24 protein-coding genes and 1 riboswitch are annotated in these 21,841 nt (G+C 62.6%); of the genes, 7 read left to right on the forward strand and 17 right to left on the reverse strand.

Annotated elements, in window-relative coordinates; translation table 11 throughout:
• Positions 1–103 precede the first annotated feature (103 nt).
• Together ACX80B_RS06470 and ACX80B_RS06475 are read right to left on the reverse strand one after the other, a co-directional pair.
• Entirely contained in the window at positions 104–658 is a 555-nt protein-coding gene (locus ACX80B_RS06470; RefSeq protein WP_459294241.1) for a hypothetical protein, read from the reverse strand.
• Positions 659–768: 110 nt separating this feature from the next.
• The gene (locus ACX80B_RS06475) at positions 769–1,401 is read right to left on the reverse strand and encodes a hypothetical protein (protein WP_459294243.1); all 633 of its coding nucleotides are present in this window, start codon (positions 1,399–1,401) and stop codon (positions 769–771) included.
• A gap of 143 nt (positions 1,402–1,544) precedes the next feature.
• Here ACX80B_RS06475 and ACX80B_RS06480 point away from each other — a divergent pair, with 143 nt between their 5' ends.
• Positions 1,545–2,171 (forward strand): Pr6Pr family membrane protein, encoded by a 627-nt coding sequence (locus tag ACX80B_RS06480; RefSeq protein ID WP_459294330.1) that lies wholly within the window; start codon positions 1,545–1,547, stop codon positions 2,169–2,171.
• 98 nt (positions 2,172–2,269) lie between these two features.
• On the forward strand, positions 2,270–2,698 hold the full coding sequence (locus ACX80B_RS06485; protein WP_459294245.1) for a DoxX family protein: 429 nt from the start codon (positions 2,270–2,272) through the stop codon (positions 2,696–2,698).
• 45 nt (positions 2,699–2,743) lie between these two features.
• Here ACX80B_RS06485 and ACX80B_RS06490 read toward each other — a convergent pair whose 3' ends face one another.
• The 4 genes from ACX80B_RS06490 to ACX80B_RS06505 all read right to left on the reverse strand — a co-directional run bounded on the left by ACX80B_RS06490 (position 2,744) and on the right by ACX80B_RS06505 (position 7,958).
• On the reverse strand, positions 2,744–3,259 hold the full coding sequence (locus ACX80B_RS06490) for a CoA-binding protein (RefSeq protein WP_459294247.1): 516 nt from the start codon (positions 3,257–3,259) through the stop codon (positions 2,744–2,746).
• Entirely contained in the window at positions 3,256–4,638 is a 1,383-nt protein-coding gene (locus tag ACX80B_RS06495; protein WP_459294249.1) for an O-acetylhomoserine aminocarboxypropyltransferase/cysteine synthase family protein, read from the reverse strand. The genes ACX80B_RS06490 and ACX80B_RS06495 overlap by 4 nt, the downstream gene beginning before the upstream one ends.
• A gap of 43 nt (positions 4,639–4,681) precedes the next feature.
• On the reverse strand, positions 4,682–6,730 hold the full coding sequence (gene acs, locus ACX80B_RS06500; RefSeq protein WP_459294251.1) for an acetate--CoA ligase: 2,049 nt from the start codon (positions 6,728–6,730) through the stop codon (positions 4,682–4,684).
• 5 nt (positions 6,731–6,735) lie between these two features.
• Positions 6,736–6,838, reverse strand: a riboswitch (SAM riboswitch).
• A 103-nt stretch (positions 6,839–6,941) separates the two neighbouring features.
• Positions 6,942–7,958 carry an ABC transporter ATP-binding protein gene (locus tag ACX80B_RS06505; protein WP_459294253.1) on the reverse strand — a complete coding sequence of 339 codons (1,017 nt, stop codon included), beginning with the start codon at positions 7,956–7,958 and terminating at the stop codon, positions 6,942–6,944.
• A 148-nt stretch (positions 7,959–8,106) separates the two neighbouring features.
• Between ACX80B_RS06505 and ACX80B_RS06510 the strand changes: the two genes are divergently transcribed.
• Positions 8,107–8,523 carry a CoA-binding protein gene (locus tag ACX80B_RS06510; RefSeq protein ID WP_459294255.1) on the forward strand — a complete coding sequence of 139 codons (417 nt, stop codon included), beginning with the start codon at positions 8,107–8,109 and terminating at the stop codon, positions 8,521–8,523.
• 90 nt (positions 8,524–8,613) lie between these two features.
• On the opposite strand, the gene ACX80B_RS06515 is transcribed toward ACX80B_RS06510, so the two are convergent.
• The gene (locus ACX80B_RS06515) at positions 8,614–9,420 is read right to left on the reverse strand and encodes a DUF1206 domain-containing protein (protein ID WP_459294257.1); all 807 of its coding nucleotides are present in this window, start codon (positions 9,418–9,420) and stop codon (positions 8,614–8,616) included.
• Positions 9,421–9,496: 76 nt separating this feature from the next.
• Between ACX80B_RS06515 and ACX80B_RS06520 the strand changes: the two genes are divergently transcribed.
• The 3 genes from ACX80B_RS06520 (at position 9,497) to ACX80B_RS06530 (ending at position 11,837) form a co-directional block, all read left to right on the forward strand.
• The gene (locus ACX80B_RS06520) at positions 9,497–9,892 is read left to right on the forward strand and encodes an MmcQ/YjbR family DNA-binding protein (protein ID WP_459294259.1); all 396 of its coding nucleotides are present in this window, start codon (positions 9,497–9,499) and stop codon (positions 9,890–9,892) included.
• A complete protein-coding gene (locus ACX80B_RS06525; RefSeq protein WP_459294261.1) occupies positions 9,886–10,647 on the forward strand; it encodes a hypothetical protein in 762 nt (253 codons plus the stop codon). Before ACX80B_RS06520 ends, ACX80B_RS06525 begins: the two co-directional genes overlap by 7 nt.
• Positions 10,648–10,943: 296 nt before the next feature.
• Positions 10,944–11,837 (forward strand): hypothetical protein, encoded by an 894-nt coding sequence (locus ACX80B_RS06530; protein WP_459294263.1) that lies wholly within the window; start codon positions 10,944–10,946, stop codon positions 11,835–11,837.
• Positions 11,838–12,165: 328 nt separating this feature from the next.
• Here the strand turns inward: ACX80B_RS06530 and purL are convergent, their stop codons facing one another.
• The 6 genes from purL to ACX80B_RS06560 all read right to left on the reverse strand — a co-directional run bounded on the left by purL (position 12,166) and on the right by ACX80B_RS06560 (position 17,831).
• Entirely contained in the window at positions 12,166–14,553 is a 2,388-nt protein-coding gene (purL, locus tag ACX80B_RS06535; protein WP_459294265.1) for a phosphoribosylformylglycinamidine synthase subunit PurL, read from the reverse strand.
• 7 nt (positions 14,554–14,560) lie between these two features.
• A complete protein-coding gene (purQ, locus tag ACX80B_RS06540; RefSeq protein WP_459294332.1) occupies positions 14,561–15,298 on the reverse strand; it encodes a phosphoribosylformylglycinamidine synthase subunit PurQ in 738 nt (245 codons plus the stop codon).
• A 71-nt stretch (positions 15,299–15,369) separates the two neighbouring features.
• Positions 15,370–15,666: a phosphoribosylformylglycinamidine synthase subunit PurS gene (gene purS / locus ACX80B_RS06545; protein ID WP_459294267.1), complete on the reverse strand. Its 297-nt coding sequence runs from the start codon at positions 15,664–15,666 to the stop codon at positions 15,370–15,372.
• A 108-nt stretch (positions 15,667–15,774) separates the two neighbouring features.
• Complete coding sequence (locus ACX80B_RS06550; RefSeq protein ID WP_459294269.1) at positions 15,775–16,368, reverse strand: serine protease inhibitor; 594 nt, start codon at positions 16,366–16,368, stop codon at positions 15,775–15,777.
• 28 nt (positions 16,369–16,396) lie between these two features.
• Positions 16,397–17,329 carry a 3-methyladenine DNA glycosylase gene (locus tag ACX80B_RS06555; RefSeq protein ID WP_459294271.1) on the reverse strand — a complete coding sequence of 311 codons (933 nt, stop codon included), beginning with the start codon at positions 17,327–17,329 and terminating at the stop codon, positions 16,397–16,399.
• Positions 17,316–17,831, reverse strand: coding sequence for a MarR family winged helix-turn-helix transcriptional regulator (locus ACX80B_RS06560; RefSeq protein ID WP_459294273.1), 516 nt, complete (start codon positions 17,829–17,831; stop codon positions 17,316–17,318). Before ACX80B_RS06560 ends, ACX80B_RS06555 begins: the two co-directional genes overlap by 14 nt.
• Positions 17,832–17,930: 99 nt before the next feature.
• Between ACX80B_RS06560 and ACX80B_RS06565 the strand changes: the two genes are divergently transcribed.
• Entirely contained in the window at positions 17,931–18,179 is a 249-nt protein-coding gene (locus ACX80B_RS06565) for a hypothetical protein (RefSeq protein ID WP_459294275.1), read from the forward strand.
• Between the two features lie 61 nt (positions 18,180–18,240).
• Here the strand turns inward: ACX80B_RS06565 and ACX80B_RS06570 are convergent, their stop codons facing one another.
• The 4 genes from ACX80B_RS06570 to ehuC all read right to left on the reverse strand — a co-directional run bounded on the left by ACX80B_RS06570 (position 18,241) and on the right by ehuC (position 21,841).
• A complete protein-coding gene (locus ACX80B_RS06570; protein WP_459294277.1) occupies positions 18,241–19,527 on the reverse strand; it encodes an aspartate kinase in 1,287 nt (428 codons plus the stop codon).
• A gap of 160 nt (positions 19,528–19,687) precedes the next feature.
• Positions 19,688–20,470: an ectoine/hydroxyectoine ABC transporter ATP-binding protein EhuA gene (gene ehuA, locus ACX80B_RS06575; RefSeq protein WP_459294279.1), complete on the reverse strand. Its 783-nt coding sequence runs from the start codon at positions 20,468–20,470 to the stop codon at positions 19,688–19,690.
• On the reverse strand, positions 20,454–21,110 hold the full coding sequence (locus tag ACX80B_RS06580) for an amino acid ABC transporter permease (protein ID WP_459294281.1): 657 nt from the start codon (positions 21,108–21,110) through the stop codon (positions 20,454–20,456). Before ACX80B_RS06580 ends, ehuA begins: the two co-directional genes overlap by 17 nt.
• Positions 21,107–21,841, reverse strand: a complete 735-nt coding sequence (ehuC, locus tag ACX80B_RS06585; protein WP_459294283.1) for an ectoine/hydroxyectoine ABC transporter permease subunit EhuC — start codon at positions 21,839–21,841, stop codon at positions 21,107–21,109. Before ehuC ends, ACX80B_RS06580 begins: the two co-directional genes overlap by 4 nt.

Raw genomic sequence — 21,841 nt, forward strand, 5'->3', positions numbered from 1 at the left:
TGCCGGCCGAGCCGAGAACAGATATCCCTGCCTGGGTAATGAGCCCGGCTTCGTGACCGTCCCCAAGTTCGAAGCGGATGGTGTACGGGCCCGCATTGGAACGTTATTCTTCGGTCATCCACTTGGCGTTCCTGATGACGTTCTCCGGAAGGTTTTCCTCATCGACAATGGCGTTCATTCCAACTGCTCCCCACGCCATATCGGGCGACGTCATAGCCCAAACGGCCAATTGGACCGCTGCAGCAGTCCGGTCGTCGGAAGTGGTGCCCCAACGGTTGAGTAGATAAGACAAAGCGGCATTGCCGGCATCATCGAGCGGTTGTCCGTCACTTCGGATGAAACCGCCGTTGTGGCCCCCGTCGTAGCCGCCGGCATATGGAGGCGCGAGTTTCTTGAAGTCAGTGCAATAGGCGATCCTTCCGGCGTTGTCGCGGTGCTGTCCAACAAAATGTTTGTCGCCCGCAAGCCCGGGCCCCTGCGTCCAGCCGCCGGCGACAGGCGTGGCCTCGGCAGCGGCTCCGGGCATGAGCAGCCAGGCGCACATAATGAGGGCGAGAGCGGCAGCCAGCCGGCTGGTCCAGCGCAACGGGGGGACGGAATCATAGGTCCGCGATGGGACAGTGGAATGCGGCAGCAAGGATCCTCCGGATGAAGTCAAAACGGTTGGTTGTCTGACTTCACTCTTCAGGGACGCAGAGGCTACCGGTAGTGTGCATCGCGGTTTTGTGGACAAGTGCCAGTGCAGGACACATGTGGAGGAGAAGTGGGTCAGGCTTCCGGTTGGTTCTCGCAGTTTTCCCTCAGCCAATCCTTAACCGGCGTCAATGCCTGGTCGAGGGCGTCGTCGTCGAGCCGTGGACTCTGCCGTGCGTCTGCCGTGGTGGGATCTTCGGCATCGCTGGTGCCGGCTCCGACGTCCCTGCCACCGCCCCGTTCACCTGCGGCGAGGCGTTCCCCGAAGGAGTCAATCACCAGCTGAACGTGAGCAAACTCAGACGTCAGCGCAGGTGGGGCAGCTTCTTTCATGTCTTCGATTTTCCCTTCGGAGTTCGCCACGTCGCGTTCACTACCACCGAGGCCCAAGCTCACTGGAAGCAAGGCGATGGCTACGACATCGGCCGCAACGGCTGCGCATGCATCCGACCGGCTTTCATACGAGCCCCATTCGCCCTCGGCGGTCGCCGGGACAGTGGATGCGGGAGACACCGGCGATGGCTCGACTGGAGTCGTCCCGGCAGAACTGGAGGGTCCTGCGGACGCGCTGGCCCCTTCATCCCCGCCGGGGTCGGAGGGATCATCGGTGCACCCAGTGAGCATGACAAGGATGACCAACGCGGCTGCATAAGTCGCCGGGAGCCGGGCTGCGGAATAAGTCGGATTTCCGGCTGCTGAATGTCTCACCGGTCGCCGCCTTTCGCCTCCATATCGGCCTCATTCCATTAATCAACACCCTACGCGCAAAGTATTCTAGGCACGTAGGATGATCATCCGCCGGTGGGGGGAAACGGCGTGTCGAGCTGGCAAATGGAGGATACGCGGTGCGGATGTTTTTCCTGATCGTGCGCGTGACTTTCCTCGTCACCGCCGTTTCAGCCCTCATCTCCCGCGCCGACTGTGTATTTGCCACCGGAACCTGCCTGGCCGCGAATTTATTCAGCTATTTCACCATCCACAGCAACATCATTTTCGTCCTCGTGCTCATGATCGCGATGTATTACGGGGCTCTGTCCATGCATGAGCCGGAATGGCTGACGGCGGTGCGTGCCTTGACCACCACGTACATGATTGTTTCCGGCGTGACCTTCGGCGTGCTGCTCATAAACGCGGAGTTGATGGGCCACCTGTTCCTGGTGCCGCTCTCGTCCAAGTTCCTGCACTTTGTGCTGCCCGGCTACGCCCTGCTGGACTTTCTCTTCGTTCCCGCGCGGCACCGGCTGCATTGGAGCGTCAGCTGGCTCTCCATGGTGTTTCCGCTGATCTGGACGGTCTACACTCTGATCCGCGGGCAGGTGGCCGACTGGTATCCATACTTCTTCCTGGATCCCAATCTGGTGGGGGGATACCAGGTGGTTTCGATTTATGCGGCGTTACTGGCAGCCTTCATCCTGCTGGTGTCATTTATAGTGGTGGCTTCCAGCCGGCTGCCGATAGCGAGGCTCCCTGACGAGTAAAACCGGCAAGCATCTACCGCGATCCGGCCGCAGGTGGAAGGATTGGCGCAAGAGCTCTAAAAGAATCCCGTCAACGCGGATGAGGAGGGGTTCCAGCCATGGGAAAGTCAGACCGGAGTTGGCGAAAGTCCACCGTGATTTCAGTGCTGTGGACAGTTCTTGCCGTAATAGTCGCAGCGGTGATCCTTCGCGCAGCGATACAGAAAGTCATGGGAGTTCCCGTCGCGCTGGAGCCGTTCCAGGAGTTCGGCTGGCCTATGTGGATGGCGTACCTGACAGCCGCCGGCGAAATAATCGGTTCCATAGCCCTGATCATTCCGCGCACGCGTCCGTTTGGCGGGCTGCTCCTGACGCTCATCATGATCGGCGCTGCCTTCACCAACTTCGCCAACGGCCATCCCGATTATGTGATCCTTAACGCGGTCCTGATCGCAGGTTCGCTGCTGCTGGTGTGGCAGTCGCGGGAGAACCTGCGTCTGCCGTCGGGACACGGTCGGCAGACGCACGGAACAAGGCTTAGGACGTGACCTAAGGCCGAGGATCAGTATGCAGCGAAGCCTGGCGCGGGGAGCTTAGGACGTGACCTGGCGCTTGGAGGAAATCACTCCCGTGTTGAATCCGGCCAGGTTTAATCCGCCATGGAAACGCGCGTGCTCGATCTTCACGCACCGGTCCATCACGACCTTCAGCCCGGCGGCTTCGGCATCGCGGGCGACGTCTTCATGCCAGGAACCGAGCTGAAGCCACAGCGTCTTCGCTCCAACGTCGATGCTTTCCTGCAGGACGCCGGGAAGATCGTCATGCTTCCGGAACACGTCCACCAGATCCGGCTTTTCCGGCAGGTCCGCCAGCGAGGCGTAGGTTTTCTGACCCAGGATTTCGTCCACCACAGGATTGACGAAATAGAGCCTGTACGGCGACGAAGACTGGAGGTAGGTCGCCACGAAGTACGATGCGCGGGAGGGCTTGTTCGAGGCGCCCACGATCGCGATCGACTTGGTGTTGCGCAGGATTCCCAGGCGTTCCGGGGCCGACGGCGGCAGCCAGGCTGATGCGGCGGATTCCGGCTTTTCAGCGGTGATGCTCATAGTGTCGCTCCGATCGTGCTCGGTTCGGTGGGTGCAGGGGCAGGGTCCGTGGCGCAACTGTCGGCGGATTCGTCAACCGGCGAGGTTCCATCGGCCTCAACCGCGGCGTCGAGTGCCTGGTCGAGGTCCCAGAGAATGTCCTCCAGATCCTCCAGCCCGACGGAAATCCGAACCAGGTCCTCGGGAATACCCGCGTCGGCCAGTTGTTCGGTGCTCAACTGTTGGTGGGTGGTCGATCCGGGGTGGATCACCAGCGTCCGTGCGTCGCCGACATTGGCCAGGTGGCTGGCCAGCTGCAGCGACTCAATAAACTTTTGACCGGCGTCGCGCCCGCCCTTTATGCCGAAACTGAAGACGGAACCGGGGCCCTTGGGCAGGTACTGCTTCGCCCGCTCAAAGTGCACATGCGAAGGCAGGCCGGCGTAGGTGACGTACTCGATCCGGTCGTCGGCGTCGAGCCATTCGGCTACGGCCTGCGCGTTCTTCAGGTGCTCGTCGATCCGCTGCGGCAGGGTTTCGACGCCCTGCAGCAGCTGGAAGGCCGACTGCGCGGACAGCGATGGGCCAATGTCGCGCAACTGCTCCGAGCGCAGCTTGGTGAGGAACCCGTATTCACCGAAATTGTCCCACCAGCTGACATTGCCGTACGAGGCGACGGGTTCGGTCATTGACGGGAAGTTGCCGTTGCCCCAGTTGAAGCGGCCGGATTCGACGACGACGCCGCCCAACGTGGTGCCGTGCCCGCCGATGAACTTGGTGGCGGAATGGATGACAATGTCCGCTCCGTGCTCGATCGGCCGCACCAGGTAAGGCGTGGACAAGGTGGCGTCGATGATCAGCGGGACACCGGCGTCGTGCGCCACCTTGGCGAGGCCGGCGATATCCGCGACTTCGCCCGAGGGGTTGGCGATCACCTCGGCGTAGACCGCCTTAGTGTTCTCCTGCACCGCGGCGGCGTAGTCGGCAGGGTCCGTTCCGGGGACAAAGCTGGTCTCGATACCGAAGCGGCGCAGCGTCACGTCAAGCTGGGTAACCGTGCCCCCATAGAGTGCTGAAGCGGCGACAATGTGGTCGCCGGCACCGGCCAGCGCGGCGAAGGTGATGAACTCGGCGCTCATGCCCGACGCCGTCGCAACAGCTCCGATGCCGCCTTCCAGCGAGGCGATGCGCTCCTCAAAGGCCGCGACGGTGGGGTTGCCGATGCGGGAGTAGATATTGCCGTACTTCTGCAGGGCGAACAGGTTGGCGGCGTCGTTGGTGTCCTTGAAGACGAACGACGTCGACTGGTAGATCGGCACGGCCCGTGAACCGTGCGTGGCATCGGGAGTGCCGCCGGCGTGCAGGGCCCGGGTGCGGAATCCGAAGGTGCGGTCGCTCAATTAATTGCTCCTACTGGTGTTGCTGTGTTGGTGCGGGTCTCGCTCATGGTGTTTCCTTGTCCGTTGCGGCGAGCACCCGTTGGATGTCGTCGATGCAGGGTTCGTTTTGCAGCGACGTCGTGTCGCCAAGTTCGGCGCCTTCGTACAGTTGGGTGAGCAGCCGGCGCATGATCTTGCCGGAGCGGGTCTTGGGGACATCAGGCACGACGACGACGGCGGCCGGCTTGGCAATCGGCCCAATCTCCCGGGCAACGTGGGCACGGAGCTCGTTCGTCACAGCCTGGGAATCAGTGGAGGCGTTGGCTGCAAGCACGACGAACGCAACAATCGCCTGGCCCGTCTTCGGATCCGCGATGGGCGCCACGCCCGCCTCGACAACCGATGGGTACGAGACCAGGGCGGACTCGATCTCGATGGTGGAGAGCCGGTGGCCCGATACGTTCAGCACATCGTCCACCCGTCCGAGGATCCAGATGTCGCCGTCGTCGTCGTACTTTGCGCCGTCGCCGGCAAGGAACCAGCCTTGCCGGGCATACTGGCGCCAGTACGAGTCCAGATAGCGCTGCGGATTACCCCAGACGGTCCGCGCCATGGCCGGTCCGGTCTTGTCCACGACGATGAAGCCCTGCTCGCCGGTCGGCACTTCAGCTCCGCCGTCGTCGACAATCCTGGTGCTGACTCCAGGCAAGGCGCGGTTGGCGCAGCCAGGCTTGAATCCGGAATCGGTAGGCCGGGGCGAGAGGATGGTGGCGCCGGTTTCGGACTGCCACCACGTGTCGACCACCGGCACTTCGCCGCGGCCGAACTTCTCACGGAACCAGCGCCAGGCCGGGGGGTTGATGGCCTCGCCGACCGTGCCGAGCACGCGGATGGAGGAGAGGTTGTAGTGCTCGGGTACGCCGTCCGGGAACCAGCCCATCAGCGAACGGACCAGCGTCGGCGCGGTGTAGTAGCTGGTGACGCCGTAGCGCTCGATGATCTCCAGATGCCGGCCGGGATGCGGGGTGTCCGGGGTTCCCTCGTAGATCACCTGGCTGACACCGTTGGCGAGCGGGCCGTAGATTTCGTAGGTGTGGGCGGTGACCCAGGCCAGATCCGCGGTGCACCAATGCACGTCTGCATCGCGCTTCTGCGGGTCCGGGTTGCTGAACAGCAGTTCGTGGCTGGCCGCCGCCTGGGTGAGGTAACCGCCGGAGGTGTGCACCAGGCCCTTGGGCTTGCCCGTGGTCCCGGAGGTGTACATGATGAACAGCGGAGTCTCGGCGTCGAAGGCCTCCGGCTCATGGACGTCGGAAGCGGAATCGACGACGTCGTGCCACCAGACATCCCTGCCGGTCGTCCACGGAACGGACAGTTCCTGATTGGAGCGGCGGCCCTTTCCGGAGGTCGCGGTCCCGGCCTTGGAAGTGCGCCGGATGACCAGGACGTGTTCGACGGCGTTGTCCCCGGCCACCGCGGCGTCGGCATTCTCCTTCACCGGCACAGCCTTGCCGCGCCGGAACTGCCCGTCCGTGGTGACGAGCAGCTTCGCGCCGGTGTCCTCGACACGGAAGCGGAGCGCCGCGGCGGAAAAGCCGCCGAACACCAGCGAGTGGACCGCGCCGACCCGCGCGCAGGCGAGGGTGATGACGACGGTTTCGACCAGGACCGGCAGGTAGATGACAACCCGGTCACCCTTGCCGATACCAAGTTGGATCAGCGCGTTGGCGGCCTTGGAGACTTCCTTTTGGAGTTCGGCGTACGTGACTGAGCGGCGGTCGCCGGGCTCGCCTTCGAAGTGCAGCGCGACCTTGCCGCCGCGCCCGGCAGCGACGTGCCGGTCCACGCAGTTCGCGGCGACGTTGAGCTTCCCGCCGGAGAACCACTCGATCTTCGGCACGCTGAGGGCAAGGTCTTCGCCCTCAGCGGCAAGGGCAGCGTCGTAGTCGAGGCCGCTGAGGGGAGCCGCGGACTCAAACGTGTGCGCGGTGTGCCAGGGTTCGTCCCAGTCGAGTTTCCGGGCGGCGTTCTCCCAGTAGGCGATGCGGGCGGATTCGTCTGGCTCCCCGTTGGGGGATGGGTGGGCCGGTACGGCGTCCAGTTCGATAGTCATAGTCGTCTCCATCGGTCCTGGCGGTAGCACCGTCCTGTGCCTCTATGGGGCACCAGGTGGTTGCTGCGGCTTCATCGATCCAGGTCTCTCGGCCGCTCGGGATGGTCAATATTCAAGTTTAGACGGGTAGAGGGTGCCGGGATCAACTTCCGGACGTCATAAACTGAAACGTGAAGCAGCAGGGCAGGCGGGACCGGTTGGAGCAGCGGGGCTAGTGGGGCTGATTGCCAATGCCAATGGTATTCAGGAGGGAGTCGCGGACCCGGACGAAGGCGGACGAGTTGCTGTTCCGTGGCCGCTCCTCGGGAACATCGACCATGTGGACAATGCTCGAGCCGTACCCGGCGCCGTCCGCCGTGGTTGGCTTCGCGCCGTCGTCGTTGCCTGTTTCCGTTGTGCCGCCATCGCCCGTCTTGCCGCCGTTTCCGTCCTTTGGGCTTCCGAGCACGATGATCCGGTCCGCCAGGTGCAGCGCCTCGTCCACGACGTCGGTCACGAGCAGGACGGTGGTGCGGGCTACGCGGTGAATGTCCAGCAGCAGGTCCTGCATCTTCGCGCGGGTCTTTGCATCGAGCTTGCTGAAAGGCTCATCCAGGAGCAGCACGCCTGGATTCCGTGCCAGTGCGCGTGCCAAGGCGGCACGCTGGGCCAGCCCGGCCGGCACATCGCGGGGCCAGTGCTTGGCGAACTGTTCGAGTCCCAGCAGTTTCAGCAGGTCTGCGACCCTGGCCTTGCCGTTCTTGGCGCTGGTTCCAATCGGCAGCCCCATCGCCACGTTTGCCTGCAGGGTATGTTCGGGTGACAGCTGCGCCTCATGTGACGCGACTGCACAACGGTTGTCGACGGCGGAAACCGGGGTGCCGCCGATGGAAACAGTTCCGGTTCCAGCAGTGTCGAGACCGCCGGTGGCACGCAGCAGAGTGGATTTGCCGCATCCGCGCGGCCCGAGGATCGCTACGATCTCGCCGGCGTGCACGTCCAAATTAATATCCCGCAACACCGTCCGGCGGGCATCGCCCGTGCCGAAGTTCCGGTCCACGGCTTTGAACGAAATGGGCAGCGCGTGGGGTGGAGCGATGCGAAAGGGAGAGGACGGCGCGGGACCTGAGGATGCAGGCGCGGATGGTGAGGGAGTGGCCAGCGCCGGTGCGGAAGTGCCTGAACGGCCGGTGGCAGGTGTTACCTGGGTGGGCGCCGCCTCCTGGGCCGCTGCCACATCTTCGCTCATGGATACTCCAGTTGGTCCAGGTGTCCGGCCCGGGACGGGTTGACTATTACTAAACTGGAGAAAGCGTCCCGGCGACAAATCCGGCGCGTAATATTGCGACGCCGTGGCCGCATCAGGGCAGCGGTTCCGCGGATGAGGAGGAACAGTCATGGCTCACACCAATGATCGCGACACCATCAAGAGGTTACTGACGACGGAGGGGCGGTGGGCCGTCGTCGGGCTTTCCACTAATCCCGCCCGCCCGGCCGTTGGGGTGTCGAAGTTCCTGCAGCGGAATCTGGGGATGGAAATCATCCCGGTAAACCTGAAGGGCGAGGACGTCCATGGCGAACAGGGTTACAAGAAGCTCGCGGACATTCCCGGCGGGATCGATGTCGTCGACTGTTTCGTCAATTCCCAGCGGGTCGGCGCCGTGGTGGACCAGGCAATCGAGGTCGGCGCGAAGGCGGTGTGGCTTCAGCTCGGGGTCATAGATGAAGCGGCGGCCGCACGGGCAGCGGAAGCGGGTCTCGACGTCGTGATGGATACTTGTCCTGCGATAGAGGCGCCGCGGCTGGGGCTCTGACCGCGCGAGGGCGCTGGTGCTCCCGATGCGGTTCCTGGCAGGCGCGCGTTCCACCACCGTCCTGCATGCTGACCACCAGCAATGGCCGTCTTACATGTTGGCGAACTTGGCGCGGGCAATCGAGTAGATTCCGAAGCAGATCAGTCCTATCCCGACAAGGCCGAGAATATATGGCCCGAACGGCTGCTCACCCAGTGCTTTGAGGGCTCCGTCGAGGCCCGTTGCTTCCTGCGGATCGGACTGGACAGTGGCCACAATGAACAGCAGGCCGACGGCGGCAAGCGCGACTCCCTTGGCCGTGTAGCCAGTGATGCCAAGCGGGACGGTGGCCTTGCCGATGTGGTGGGGACCAGTGGTTTTGAGGTCTTTAAGGAAGTTCCGGCTGACACCTTTGAAGACGCAGTAGCCGCCCATGCCGATGATGCCCGCCCCGATGGCAATGAGCAGGATCGACCCGGTCTCCGACTTCATCAAGGCGGCGCTGAAGTCGCTCGTGGCCTCGCCGCTGTCCTTCGGCGCGCCAAGAACGAACTGTGCCAGGGAGACAGCCATTGCCGCGAAAAGGATGGCCCGTCCGACGGCGATGAGCCGGTTTTTCTTTTGCACGCGAGGATCTGTGCTGATGCCCTGGAACACGGTTTCGCTGACCTGCCAGAGGGTGAGCGCCACACAGCCGACGAATCCTGCCCATACCAGCGCTTCGCCGAATGGCTGCTGGGCCAGTCTGCCAATGGCGCCGCCCTGGTCGGCCTCACCGGCACCGCCGACGGCGATATGCCAGGCGATGGCGCCGATCACCAGATGCAGCAGGCCGGTGACGATAAATCCCGCCCGGGCAAGCAATTCGAATGGACGCGAATTTGAAGCCCGCCTGGTCTGCTCGGCCGCTGAAGCCACTGGCCCCTCCTTTTTCTGTTGTGGCTCCATTTTGCCACGCGATGCGGCGGAATGAGTGCCGCGATAAGCTCTCGATATGGAAGCTGCCGACTTGAAAAGCGCATGTCTGGCATTGCCCGGAGCCTATGAGGATTTTCCCTTCGGACCGGACGCGTCCGTGTTCAAGGTACGTGCCCCCGGCGGAACGGCCAAAATGTTCGCACTCGCCGACTTGGATGCCCCCGGGCTGAGCGTGAGCCTGAAGTGTGAGCCAGCGCTGGCGGAACAGCTACGCGCTGCTCATCCGGAAAATACCGGTGCGTACCACATGAACAAAACCCATTGGAACGGCGTGCGCTGCGACGGAGCACTGCCAGCGGATATGATCCGGGACATGATTGAAGACTCTTACGATCTGGTGGTGGCCTCACTCCCACGTAAAGACCGCGAATCGCTCAAATGGAGCGGACTTGCCCGGGATACCTCATGCTGACCCAGGAACTGCTCGATATCCTGTGGGATTTTTCCGACCCGGCTGGCTCCGAAGACCGGCTTCGACGGGCCTTGCTCAGCGGCAGGTACGACGACGTCGAGCAGGCTGAACTGGCAACCCAGATCGCCAGGGCGCTGGGCCGGCAGGGGTTGTTCGATGAAGCGAAGGAAGTCCTGGACGAGGTCTCCGAATCGCCCGCGAGCCAGGAGCCGGTGGTGTGGGCACGCGTGCTGCTCGAACGCGGCCGGATACTGAACTCCTACGGACACAAAACACTTGCCACCACGCTGTTTGAGCGTGCGGCCAACCATACTGCTCTGCACCACCTGATATTTCTCGGAGTCGATGCCCTGCACATGCTGGCTATCGCCGATCCCGCGCACGCCGAAGGTTGGACGCTGAAGGCCCTCGATCTGGCCGACAACGCGCAGGACCCGCGTACCGCCCAATGGTCTATCTCCCTGCACAATAACCTGGGCTGGCATTTCGATGACGCCGGTGACCATTGGGCCGCGTTGCATCACTTCCGGCTGGCTAAAATCGCCTCCGATGAATGCGGCACAGATGCGCAGAAACACATTGCTCAATGGACCGTCGGCCGGTGTCTTCGGGCGATGGGACGGTACGAGGATGCACTGGAAATCCAGGAGGAGCTCGACGCGAACGACCCCGAGGATCCGTATGTGAAGGACGAACTGAACGAGCTCCTCCGGGCCATGGCAGATTCGGATTCCGAGGGCGGCGCCGGCGCATAGCTCACCATGGGTAGGCCCATCGACGGAGCCCAAACTCGGGTAGGACGGATTCTGGTGCACAATATGTGTTCGTCCCAGGATGCACCGAACCCTACTGAGCAATATGTGTCTGTCCGGATGTCGTATCCCACACGTACTGTTCACCAGATCTGAGTGGTGCGTCCGGCTGACAGGGCAGGCGCGACCTGTGGAAAACTCCTGCACGGCCTCGTCGACTGTTGCATACTGGCGGAATGCGCCGGCCGGATCCTCTGCCTGAACCACTGAACTCCCAATCATTCACAGTCCGTGATGGCTTGGCACGCGGAGCGTCGAGGAATCAACTGCGGAACCGCCGGTTTACCATTGCTGGCCGGGGGATCCGCCTGCACGCCATTTCTGGTTCCGGCGGTGAATCGGGCGAGGACCCGTATGCCGAACTGGTTCGTCCATACACCCGCATAACCGACCGGACAGCCGCTTCTCATTTGACAGCCGCTCGATTGTGGCAGTTCCCCTTGCCCGCCTGGGCCGAGTCGGTGGAGAAGTTTCATATTAGTCGCGAACTGGGCGCCAGTTTGCCTCGCCGCGAGGGCGTCATAGGCCACTTATCCCGCATACTTCCGAATGAAGTCGTTTGCATCAACGGGACGTACATGACGACACGGCAACGAACCTGGCTGGATCTGGCAGAGATGCTCGGCCTCGATGATCTCACCGCTGTCACTGATCACCTCATCCGCATTCCCCGGCAATATTTCGAAGGCAGGGAGTTGCCATATACGGACAAGCAATATCTTTCGAAAATGGTCGCATCTCATCCAGGCAAGAAAGGTGTTCCGCTCGCGCGTAAGGCCCTCAGCCTCAGTAGGGTTGGATCGGATTCAGCTCCTGAAACCAAGCTACGTCTCGCCATCGTGCGGGCGGGCCTTCCGATTCCAGAAGTGAACGAGCCGATTATTGATGCATCCGGGATTGCCATTCCTGAACCTGACTTGTCGATCCGCGCTTACGGTATCGCCGTCGAATACGAGGGCGCTGGCCATAGTGATCCCCGGCAGGTCGAGCGGGACATCGCCCGGACAGAACGGGTGGAGGCGGCTGGTTGGATCGAGGTGCGTGTGTCGAGACGGCACATGATCGATGACGCCCGGCCAGCTTGCGAAAAGGTCAGAACAGCGCTGATAAGTCGGGGTTGGGCACCGAGATGAATGGGCTAACCGGAGACGATTCCTCCGAGGCGGATCCTCAGAACCACGCGTTACCTCCTGAAGAGACTCGATAGCTGGTTTATCGCCATTCCTGAAACCTTGTGGTTGACAGTTGTGGTGGGAATCGGCATTGAGAGCAACACATATTGTCCACCAGATCCCTCAAGGGCGGGAAACGAACACTTATTGCTCACCAGAGGTGGATCTGGACGGGCGGGGACAGGATATCCCCAACCGACCGGCTACGGCGGCGTCGGCGTTTCCTTCCGACCGGAAGGAAACGCCGCAGAGAAGATGGCGGATACCGCGCCATCAATACCCCGCGGGCCTAGCCGAAGTAAGCGGGGAGAGTTCCTTCGTGGGCCTCGCGCAGTGCGGCGAGGGAAAGCGTGAAGTATCCCTGAACGTCGAGGGTGGGTTCGGCGGTGCTCTGCTGGTGGTTACCGGTCATGGACGCACCGGCACCCGGCTGGCTAGTCCCACTGGGGGCGGTGCTTCCCGGACCCACTGGCGGGTTGTCGACGACGCCGATCCGCAGATGCGGGAAGCCGCGGGCGGAGCACATGTCGGTGAACCGTACCTCCTCCGAGCGGGCAACCGAGACGACGGCGCGTCCCTGGGACTCGCTGAAGAGCGCGGTAAACGCGTCGATGCCGTCCCGTTCGCAGAGCTCGTCGATCCCGACCCGAGCTCCCACGTTGAAGCGCAGCGCCATTTCGGCCAGCGTCGCGGCGAGGCCGCCTTCGGAGAGGTCGTGGGCGGCATCGATCATGCCGTCACGGGAGGCGTTGATCAGCAGTTCGGACAGTGTCTTCTCCACGGCGAGATCAACGGCCGGCGGCTGGCCGCCCAAATGGCCTCGCAGGTTTGCCCATTCCGACCCGTCCAGCTCGTCGGCGGTGGTGCCGAGCAGATAGATTGCCTGCCCATCATCACGCCAGCCCGACGGCGTGCGGCGGGCGACGTCGTCGAACACGCCAAGGACACCGACGACCGGGGTGGGAGGGATGGCAACGCCGCCGGTCTGGTTGTAGAGGGAGACGTTTCCGCCCGTCACGGGCACGCCGAGCTCCTGGCAGGCGTCGGCCAGGCCACGGATGGATTCGGCGAACTGCCACATCACTTCCGGATCCTCGGGGGAGCCAAAGTTCAGGCAATCGGAGACCGCCATGGGCTTCGCCCCGGACGTGGCGACATTGCGGTACGCCTCCGCCAGTGCCAGGCGGGCGCCCTCGTAGGGGTTCAAGTAGCTGTAGCGGCCATTCGCGTCGGTGGAGAGGGCAATGCCGAGACCGGTCTGCTCGTCAACGCGGATCACACCGGCGTCGTCGGGCATGGCCAGGGCGGTGTTGCCTTGCACGTAGCGGTCGTACTGGTTCGTCACCCAGTCTTTGGAACACATGTTCGGCGACGAGATCAGCTCCAGCACGGCTGCAGAGAGCTCCGCCCCGGACTGCGGTCGGTCGCGGTACTGGGCGCTCGCGGTGAAGGATTCGGACTGCAGCCCGTCGAGCCACTCCGGCCGGTGGAAAGGCCGATCGTAGACCGGGCCCTCGTGGGCAACCGTCTTCGGGTCGACGTCGACAATTTCCTCGCCCTCCCACTCGATGATCAGCCGGCCGGTGTCGGTGACCTCGCCGAGCCAGGAGTACTCGACATTCCATTTGTCCATGATGGCTTCAAACGCCGCAGCGTTCTCCGGCGTCACGACGGCCATCATGCGTTCCTGCGACTCGGACATCAGGATCTCGCCCGGTGTCAGAGTCGGGTCGCGCAGGAGCACGTTGGTCAGCTCGACGTGCATCCCGCCCTCGCCGTTGGAGGCGAGTTCCGACGTCGCGCAGGAGATGCCAGCGGCGCCGAGATCCTGGATGCCTTCGACGACGGAGGCCTTGAACAGTTCGAGGCAGCATTCGATCAGGACTTTTTCGGCAAACGGGTCGCCGACCTGAACGGCGGGGCGCTTCGACGGCTTCGTGTCGTCGAAGGATTCCGATGCCAGCACCGATGCTCCACCGATTCCGTCGCCGCCGGTCCGGGCGCCAAACAGCACCACCTTGTTGCCCACACCGGAAGCGTTGGCCAGCCGGATGTCCTCATGCCGCATCACCCCCACGGCCAGTGCGTTGACCAGCGGGTTGCCCTGGTATGCGGAGTCGAAGACCACTTCGCCGCCGATATTGGGCAGGCCCAGCGAGTTCCCGTAGCTGCCGACGCCGGAGACGACGCCGTGCACCACCCGCTGGCTGTCGGGGTGGTCGATCGCGCCGAAACGCAGTGCATCCATCACCGCAACCGGGCGGGCGCCCATCGAGATAATGTCGCGGACAATGCCGCCGACGCCGGTGGCCGCACCCTGGAAGGGCTCGACCATGGAGGGGGAGTTGTGCGACTCAATCTTGAAGGTCACCGCCCAGTCATGGCCAATATCGACGACGCCGGCGTTCTCGCCAATGCCGACCAGCAGGTGTTCCTTCATCGCCTCGGTGACCTTGTCGCCGAACTGGCGCAGATGCACCTTGGAGGACTTGTAGGAGCAGTGCTCGGACCACATCACCGAGTACATCGCCAGCTCTGCGGCTGTGGGACGGCGGCCCAGGATCTCCACGACCCGCTGGAACTCGTTCTCCTTCAGCCCAAGTTCCGCCCATGGCAGCTCGGTTTCAGGAGTGGTGGCGGCGTTTTTGACCGTGTCGAGGTTGAACTTCTCAGTCATGCTTCCCTTACCGAGTGACGAGCGAATGAAGTACAGAGGTGAACAGGCCGAGCCCGTCGGTGCCGGAGGCCAGTGGCGTGTCACCGAAGCGTTTATCTGACCCGGAAGAGTCGGGACCGAAGCCGGCCTCGACGGCGTGCTCGGGGTGCGGCATCAAACCGACGACGTTGCCCTCGGCGTTGGAAATGCCGGCAATGCCGCGGCGTGAACCGTTCGGGTTGCCGCCGGCGTAGCGGAAGACCACCCTGCCTTCGCCCTCGAGCTCGTCGAGTACGTGCTCGTCCGCGATGAACTGACCGTCCTGGTTTTTCAGCGGAATTACGATCTCCTGGCCGTCACTGAACTGGTTGGTCCAGGACGTCGAGGCATTCTCCACGCGGAGCCGCTGGTCCCGGCACATGAAGTGCAGATTTTCGTTCTTGATCATCGAGCCGGGCAGCAGATGCGCTTCCGTGAGGACCTGGAAACCGTTGCAGATTCCCAGCACCGGCAGCGGCGCAGACGGGGCCTTCGCGGCGTCGATGATCTCGTCCATCAAGGGTGCGAACCGTGAGATTGCGCCCGCGCGCAGGTAGTCGCCGTAGGAGAAGCCCCCGGGGAGTACGACGGCGTCCACGTCTTTCAGGGATTCGTCGCCGTGCCAGAGGCTGACCGCGGTTCCGCCGGCCAGCGCGACGGCACGGGCGGCGTCGCGGTCATCCAGTGTGCCGGGAAAAGTAACGACGCCGATCCGGGCCCCGGAGATGGAGCCTTCGAACGCGTTGACCGAGTCCTCGACAGGCGACGCCGTCGAACCTGTTTCCTGAGCCGTTGATGTCACCGGGCGGCTCCTGCTGCTCCGGCGCTGCCGTCCGCGGGGGATGCGTCGTCGAGGACCTCAACGCGGGTGACATCTTCGATCACGGGGTTGGACAGCAGGGTGGTGGCGGCGGTGCGGGCGTGTTCCAGGACCTCGTCGGTGATCTCGCCGTCGACCGTCAGTTCAAAGCGTTTGCCCTGACGTACTTCGCTGAAACCGGACAGGCCGATTCGGGGCAGAGCTCCGGCGATGGCCTTTCCCTGCGGGTCCAGGATTTCAGGCTTGGGCATGACATCGACAACGATCCGGGGCATCCGGTCACTCCTGTATGGGTCTTTGTTCCAGGCGGCAACGGCTCAAGCCGGCCAAGGTGCGATCCCAGTCTACCGGCCGCCCTTCTGAAGGCAGGAATCGTGACCTGCTTACATCACGCCACCGGGACCGAGGACGGGCTCCATGGCTTCCCAGCGGTCGATTTCGCAGCCGTTCGTGCGGGCGAACTCTGCCTCCACAGGCCGGTTGTCGATCGTTCCGAGGACCACGGCGGTCTGTGGTCCGCCGTACTGCTGTGTGCACTGGAGGGTGGGGTCAGGCTTCGTAAAGAAGAGAGCGCGCGCGGATTCTTCCATCAGGACGCAGGCCTCCTTGGGATCGGGAACGTTGGAGGCGCTCCCCGGCGTCGTCCCATCACACTGCAGCAGGTATTCCTGTGGCGTGGCGCCGGGCTCCGGAATCACCGTGATCCGGAGCTCGACATTGAAGTTCCCGTCGTCCGGCTCGGGGGCAGGGCTTGCAGGAGATGGGGACGACGTCGGAACGGCAGCAGTTTCGCTGGGCGGCGGGGAATTTGGTGCCGGGGACGTCGGTGCGGTGGCCGGGGTTTTCGGCGTCGGAGCTTTGCTTGCGGGTTCGGTACCGAGGGAACCACCGCAGCCTGCCAGCAACAGGACGGTGACGGCGGCAACGGCAAAACGGGGAGCAGCTCGAAGATGGCGCACGGCCGAGGCTGGTTTCATCGAGCTCTCCTGTCCCTAGGATTAGAGCCTAACGAGGATCAGGAAATTCCTCGACAACTTTGAGTAACGATGCGCGTAAGATCTGCGCCTCTTCGGAAAATCCGCGTTGCGCTGCGACGTATTCGGCCTTGCCCTCAGGCGTTTCAATCCGGATCGGCCCATACCCCCACTCGGCCAAATCGTACGGAGAGGCCTGCATGTCCATCCGCCGGATCCGCCAGGACAACTCGAAGCAGTCCATCAGCAGCTCACTCGGAACGGCCGGCGACAGCTTGTAGGCCCACTTGTACAAGTCCATGTTCGCGTGCAGACAGCCAGGCTGTTCGAGATCCCGTTGAGTTTCGCGCGTCGGTTGCAGCTCATTTTGCGGAGCGGCTTTGTCCGTGAAGAAGCGGAACGCGTCGATGTGAGAGCACTTGATCCGGCTCTTTTCCACCACCTGATCGGTGCCGTCGGCGCCGAGCCGCAGCGGCAGGTACTCGTGCCGCACGTCGTCGGCGTCCAGCTTGTACACCATGGCCCATTCGTGCAACCCGAAACATCCGAGATTGGCCTTCCTCGCCGCTGTGCGGCCCAGAATAATCCGGCTGAAATCGACGGCCTCCTTCCGGTCGATGGTGAACCGGGGCAGGTCCAGGACCACCGCCGTCGTGCCGGGAGCCAGTCCAAGGGCGGGCAATTCGCCGTCGTCGAGCCGGCGGTAATGTTTCCAGGCAGCGCGTTCAGCGGCAGCATCACCGGTAAGTACGACGCCGGGACCCGGGTGCCAGCGGCGCAACTGGCCTGGTTTGTGGTTGTAGTAGGTGAAGAGGAAATCTTCCACCGGATGCTTCCGGCCCGCCGAGCGCCGCTGCAGGTAGGGATCGGCAAACGGGCGGACCCGTTCGTGGTGTGTCCGCTCGCGTTGCTGCCATCCGTCCTGGCTCAGCACGGTGGCGGAAAGCGTCTCAGCTGGCGGCATCCAGCTCTTCCCCACTGTCCGGGTCCTCCCCGGTATCCGGGCGCTCCCTGGTGGAGTGCGTGGCGGCAATAATCCGCCGCATCATGGCATGCAGCTCCTCCGCGTCGGACCGGTCGAGCCCCAAACGCTCGCCCATGATCGCTGGCACAGCCAAGGCGCGTTGCCGCAATGCCGCGCCTTCCGGCGTCAGCTGCACCGCCAGCGACCGCTCGTCGGCTGGAAGCCGGCGGCGGGTGATCAAACCGGAAGTCTCGAGCCGCTTCAGGAGCGGGGAAATGGTTGCCGGTTCCAGCATGAGTGCCGAACTCAGGTCCTTGACCGTTCTGGGACTCCGTTCCCACAGTGCCAGCATTACCAGGTACTGGGGATGGGTGAGGTTGAGCTCAGCCAGCACCGGACGGTACGCGGAGATGATTGATCTCGACGCGACGGAGATCGCAAAACAGAGCTGGCGTTCCAGAAGCAGGTCGTCTTCGTCCTGGGCGGGCGTGGTCTGTGTCATGGCTTTCGATTCTACCGCGCTGCGGAAAGCAGGCGATGGCTTCACGGATTAGTTAGGGCACTAATTGTTAGCGTATCATTGAAGGTCAGGGAGCGTTGCGTGAAAGGATCCAGCGACATGGCTAAAGGCGAGAGTTTCGCTAGTCGGATGATGCGCCGTACCGGCGTCCTCCGGCACATCTTCGGCCCTGCGGCTGTGGGCGACTTGCGTGAGCCGGTGAAGGCGCCGACGGATGAGCAGCGACGGGAACACGACGATCAAATGTCCCGGTTCACGGTCGAGAAATTGCCGAACGGCCAGGTCTATCTGGTGGCCAAAGACCCGACAGACGGATCGAACCTGCGATAGTACGGATCGCCTCCCAGCACGTCCTGCCAGGAACGTCCGGCTACCGCCCCGGAACGTCCGGCTACCGCCCGGTTCCGCCGTAGACCGTCGCTTCGCTTTCGCCGTCGAGGTCAAACGCCTTGTGAACGGCCTGGACCGCGGAGTCGAGCAGATCGGCACGGGTAACGACGGAAATCCGGATCTCCGACGTTGAAATCAGGTCAATGTTGATCCCGGCGTCGGACAGCGCCTTGAAGAAGCGGTGCGAAACACCCGGGTGGGAGCGCATGCCGGCACCGATCAACGACAGCTTGCCGATGTGGTCGTCGTACTGGATGGAATCGAAGCCGATTCCGGGCTGCGCCGCTTCCAACGCTCCCAGGGCCTCGGCCCCTTCGACCATCGGAAGCGTGAACGAAATGTCCGTCCGTCCGGTGCCCTTGGTGGACACGTTCTGCACGATCATGTCGATGTTCGTGTGAGCGCCGGCGATGACTCCGAAGATCTCCGCTGCCTTGCCGGGAATATCCGGGACGCCGACGACGGTGACCTTGGCTTCGGAACGGTCATGGGCCACGCCGGAAATGATGGGCTGTTCCAAGGCAACTCCCTCTGAGATGGTGATTTTGTCGCCGGGATTGGGGATGACCCACGTTCCCTCATTCCGGCTGAATGATGAGCGTACATGCAACGGCAGGCCGAACCGGCGCGCATATTCGACCGACCGCAGGTGAAGTATTTTCGCGCCCGCGGCCGCCATCTCCAGCATTTCCTCACTGGAGATCCGGTCAATCTTTTGGGCGGTCGAGACGATTCTTGGGTCGGCGGTGTAGATGCCGTCGACGTCCGTATAGATCTCGCAGACGTCGGCGTCAAGGGCGGCAGCCAAGGCCACGGCAGTGGTATCCGATCCGCCGCGGCCCATGGTGGTGATGTCATTGGTTTCCCGGCTCATCCCCTGGAAGCCGGCAACGATGGCGATATGGCCCTTGGCGAGAACGGTCTGCACCCGGTGCGGGTCCACTTCAACCAGACGCGCCTTGCCATGGATCGCATCGGTCATCAGGCCGGCCTGGCTGCCGGTGAATGACTGGGCCACTGCACCCAGGGAGTCGATAGCCATGGCGAGCAACGCCATCGAAATCCGTTCCCCTGCGGTCAGGAGCATATCCAGTTCGCGGGCCGGCGGAGCCGAATTGACTTGGGCGGCAAGGTCAAGGAGTTCATCGGTGGAGTCTCCCATGGCCGAAACCACAGCGACTACTTCGTTTCCCTCACGCTGCCTGTCGACGATCCGCTGCGCGACACGCTTGATGCCCTCGGCGTCGGACACAGAGGATCCACCGAATTTTTGGACAATCAAGCTCATAGACACATTCTCGCTGAGTGTAGGAAATGGAAGCCAGGGCGCCATCGACGGCGCTGCACAGTCATTCTAGCGGTGACTGTTGGTGGCGCAGGAATTAGAAGACGTAACGTGGGCACGGCGATCGGCCTCACGCCGGCCGCCGAGCCCACAATTCAGGCGTTTATACGATGGCGTGGAGGAACTTCTTGGTGCGTTCTTCCTTGGGGTTGCTGAACAGCACTTCGGGCGTATCCTCCTCGACAATGCGACCGCCGTCGAACATCATCACGCGGTTGGAGACGTCCTTGGCGAACTGCATCTCGTGGGTGACGATCAGCATGGTGATGTCTGTGGTTTCGGCGACCTTCCTCAGCACGCCCAGAACCTCACCCACGATTTCCGGGTCCAGTGCCGAAGTTACCTCGTCGAGTAGGAGGATATCCGGGTCCATAGCCAGAGCACGTGCAATCGCAACACGCTGCTGCTGACCGCCGGAAAGTTCCAGCGGATGCTGGTCGGCCTTGTCCTCCAGTCCAACCTGCTTCAGCAGTCCATGGGCTTTCTCCTTGGCTTCAGCCTTGGATATCCCCAAAACGTGGACCGGTGCCTCGATGATGTTTTCAATCACCGTCATGTTGGGGAACAGGTTGAACTGCTGAAACACCATGCCGATCCGCTTGCGGATTTCGTTGCGGTGTTTCTCCTTCAGCGCAACGCGCTTGCCATCGCGCAGTTCGTACGTCAACGGATCACCTTCGACGTAGATATACCCCCCGCTCAATTCCTCCAAGGTCATGACCAAACGGAGGATTGTCGTCTTGCCGGAGCCACTGGGGCCAATCAGGGTGACACGGTCGCCCTTGGCGACAGAGAAGTTGAGGTCTTTGAGGACGACATTATCGCCGAACCGTTTCTCCACATCCTCGAACAGGATGGCGGGACTGATATCAGTACTTGAAGGCAAGGCGCTTTTCCAATCTTCCAATAAGCAGAGCGGTGGGATAGCTGGCGGCGAGGAAAATGATGGCAATTAGCGTCAGGGCCTCCGTGTACCTGAAGGTATTGCCGCCGTAGTTGAGACCGGTCCGCACCAGTTCCTCCAATCCAATAATGATCAGAAATGGAGTGTCCTTGAACATGGAGATGGCGTAGTTACCCAGCGCGGGTACCGTGTTCCGCAGAGCCTGAGGAATGATCACCGCCCGCCATGTGCGGCCCTTGGGCATGGAAAGCGCAGTTGTGGCTTCCCACTGTCCTTCAGGCACGGCGTCGATCCCCGCTCGATAGACCTCCGCCATGTAGGTGGAGTAGTGAATGGCGAAGACGACGATGCCGACTGTCAATAGTGTCAGATTCGTAAAGGTGTAAGAGACAAGCAACAACTGCACCACGATGGGCGTCATCCGGATGAAGTCCACAGTGAACTTAAGCACCACGTCCACCGGCTTGGGCACTGACCGCCTCAGCATAGCGATAATCAGGCCGAGGACAGCTGCGACGGCGGTGCTGGCCACGGTGACCACCAGAGTCACCTGGAGAAAAGAGAGCAGGAGTTCGGGCAGCACTTCCCAAACGGCTGACCATTGCCAGCTGAAGTCGGTCACGCCGGTTCCCCCGTTCCCGCTGTTGTACGTGGCGGCTTAAAACTCAGTATCTCGCGCAATGATTCTCCGCGTCCCAAGCGGTGCTTGGCCCTCACCTCAAGCACGTTCATCAACAGCGTCAGCAGGTAGGCGATGATGAAGTAGCCGCCAAGTCCGACCAGCCCGTAGGCGAACCAGGTGCTGGTGTCCAGCCGTAGCTGGTCCACGTGGAATGTTAGGTCATTGATGAGGATGTAGCTGACGATGGCGCTGCCCTTGAGCATGTGGATCAGCAGGTTAGTCAGCGACGGGATCATCAGTGCCCACGCTTGGGGAAATATGATCCGCCGCATCCGGTGCATCTTCGACATGCTCAGAGCCTGGGTGGCTTCCCACTGGCCCTTCGCTACGGAATTGATCGAACCGCGGACCACCTCGGCTCCGTAGGCGCCGTAGTTCAATCCAAGTGCGAGAATAGCGACTGTGACGGGATCCATCCGGATACCAAAGACAATCGGCAGCACATAGAAGAACCACAGGAGCTGTACGACCAACGATGTACCGCGGAAGAGTTCGATAATCGTGCGCGCAATTCCGCGTAGGACGATATTAGGTTGCCGGGCCATCAATCCCAGGATAATAGCGATTATTATGGCCGCGGCGGCGCCACCGATAGTCAGGCCCAAGGTCGCCCAAACCCCGTCCAGAATGCGCGGCAGCGCCTCCGACAGCTCTTCGAAATTAGTAGCCAT

It is taken from the genome of Arthrobacter monumenti (genome assembly GCF_054511255.1).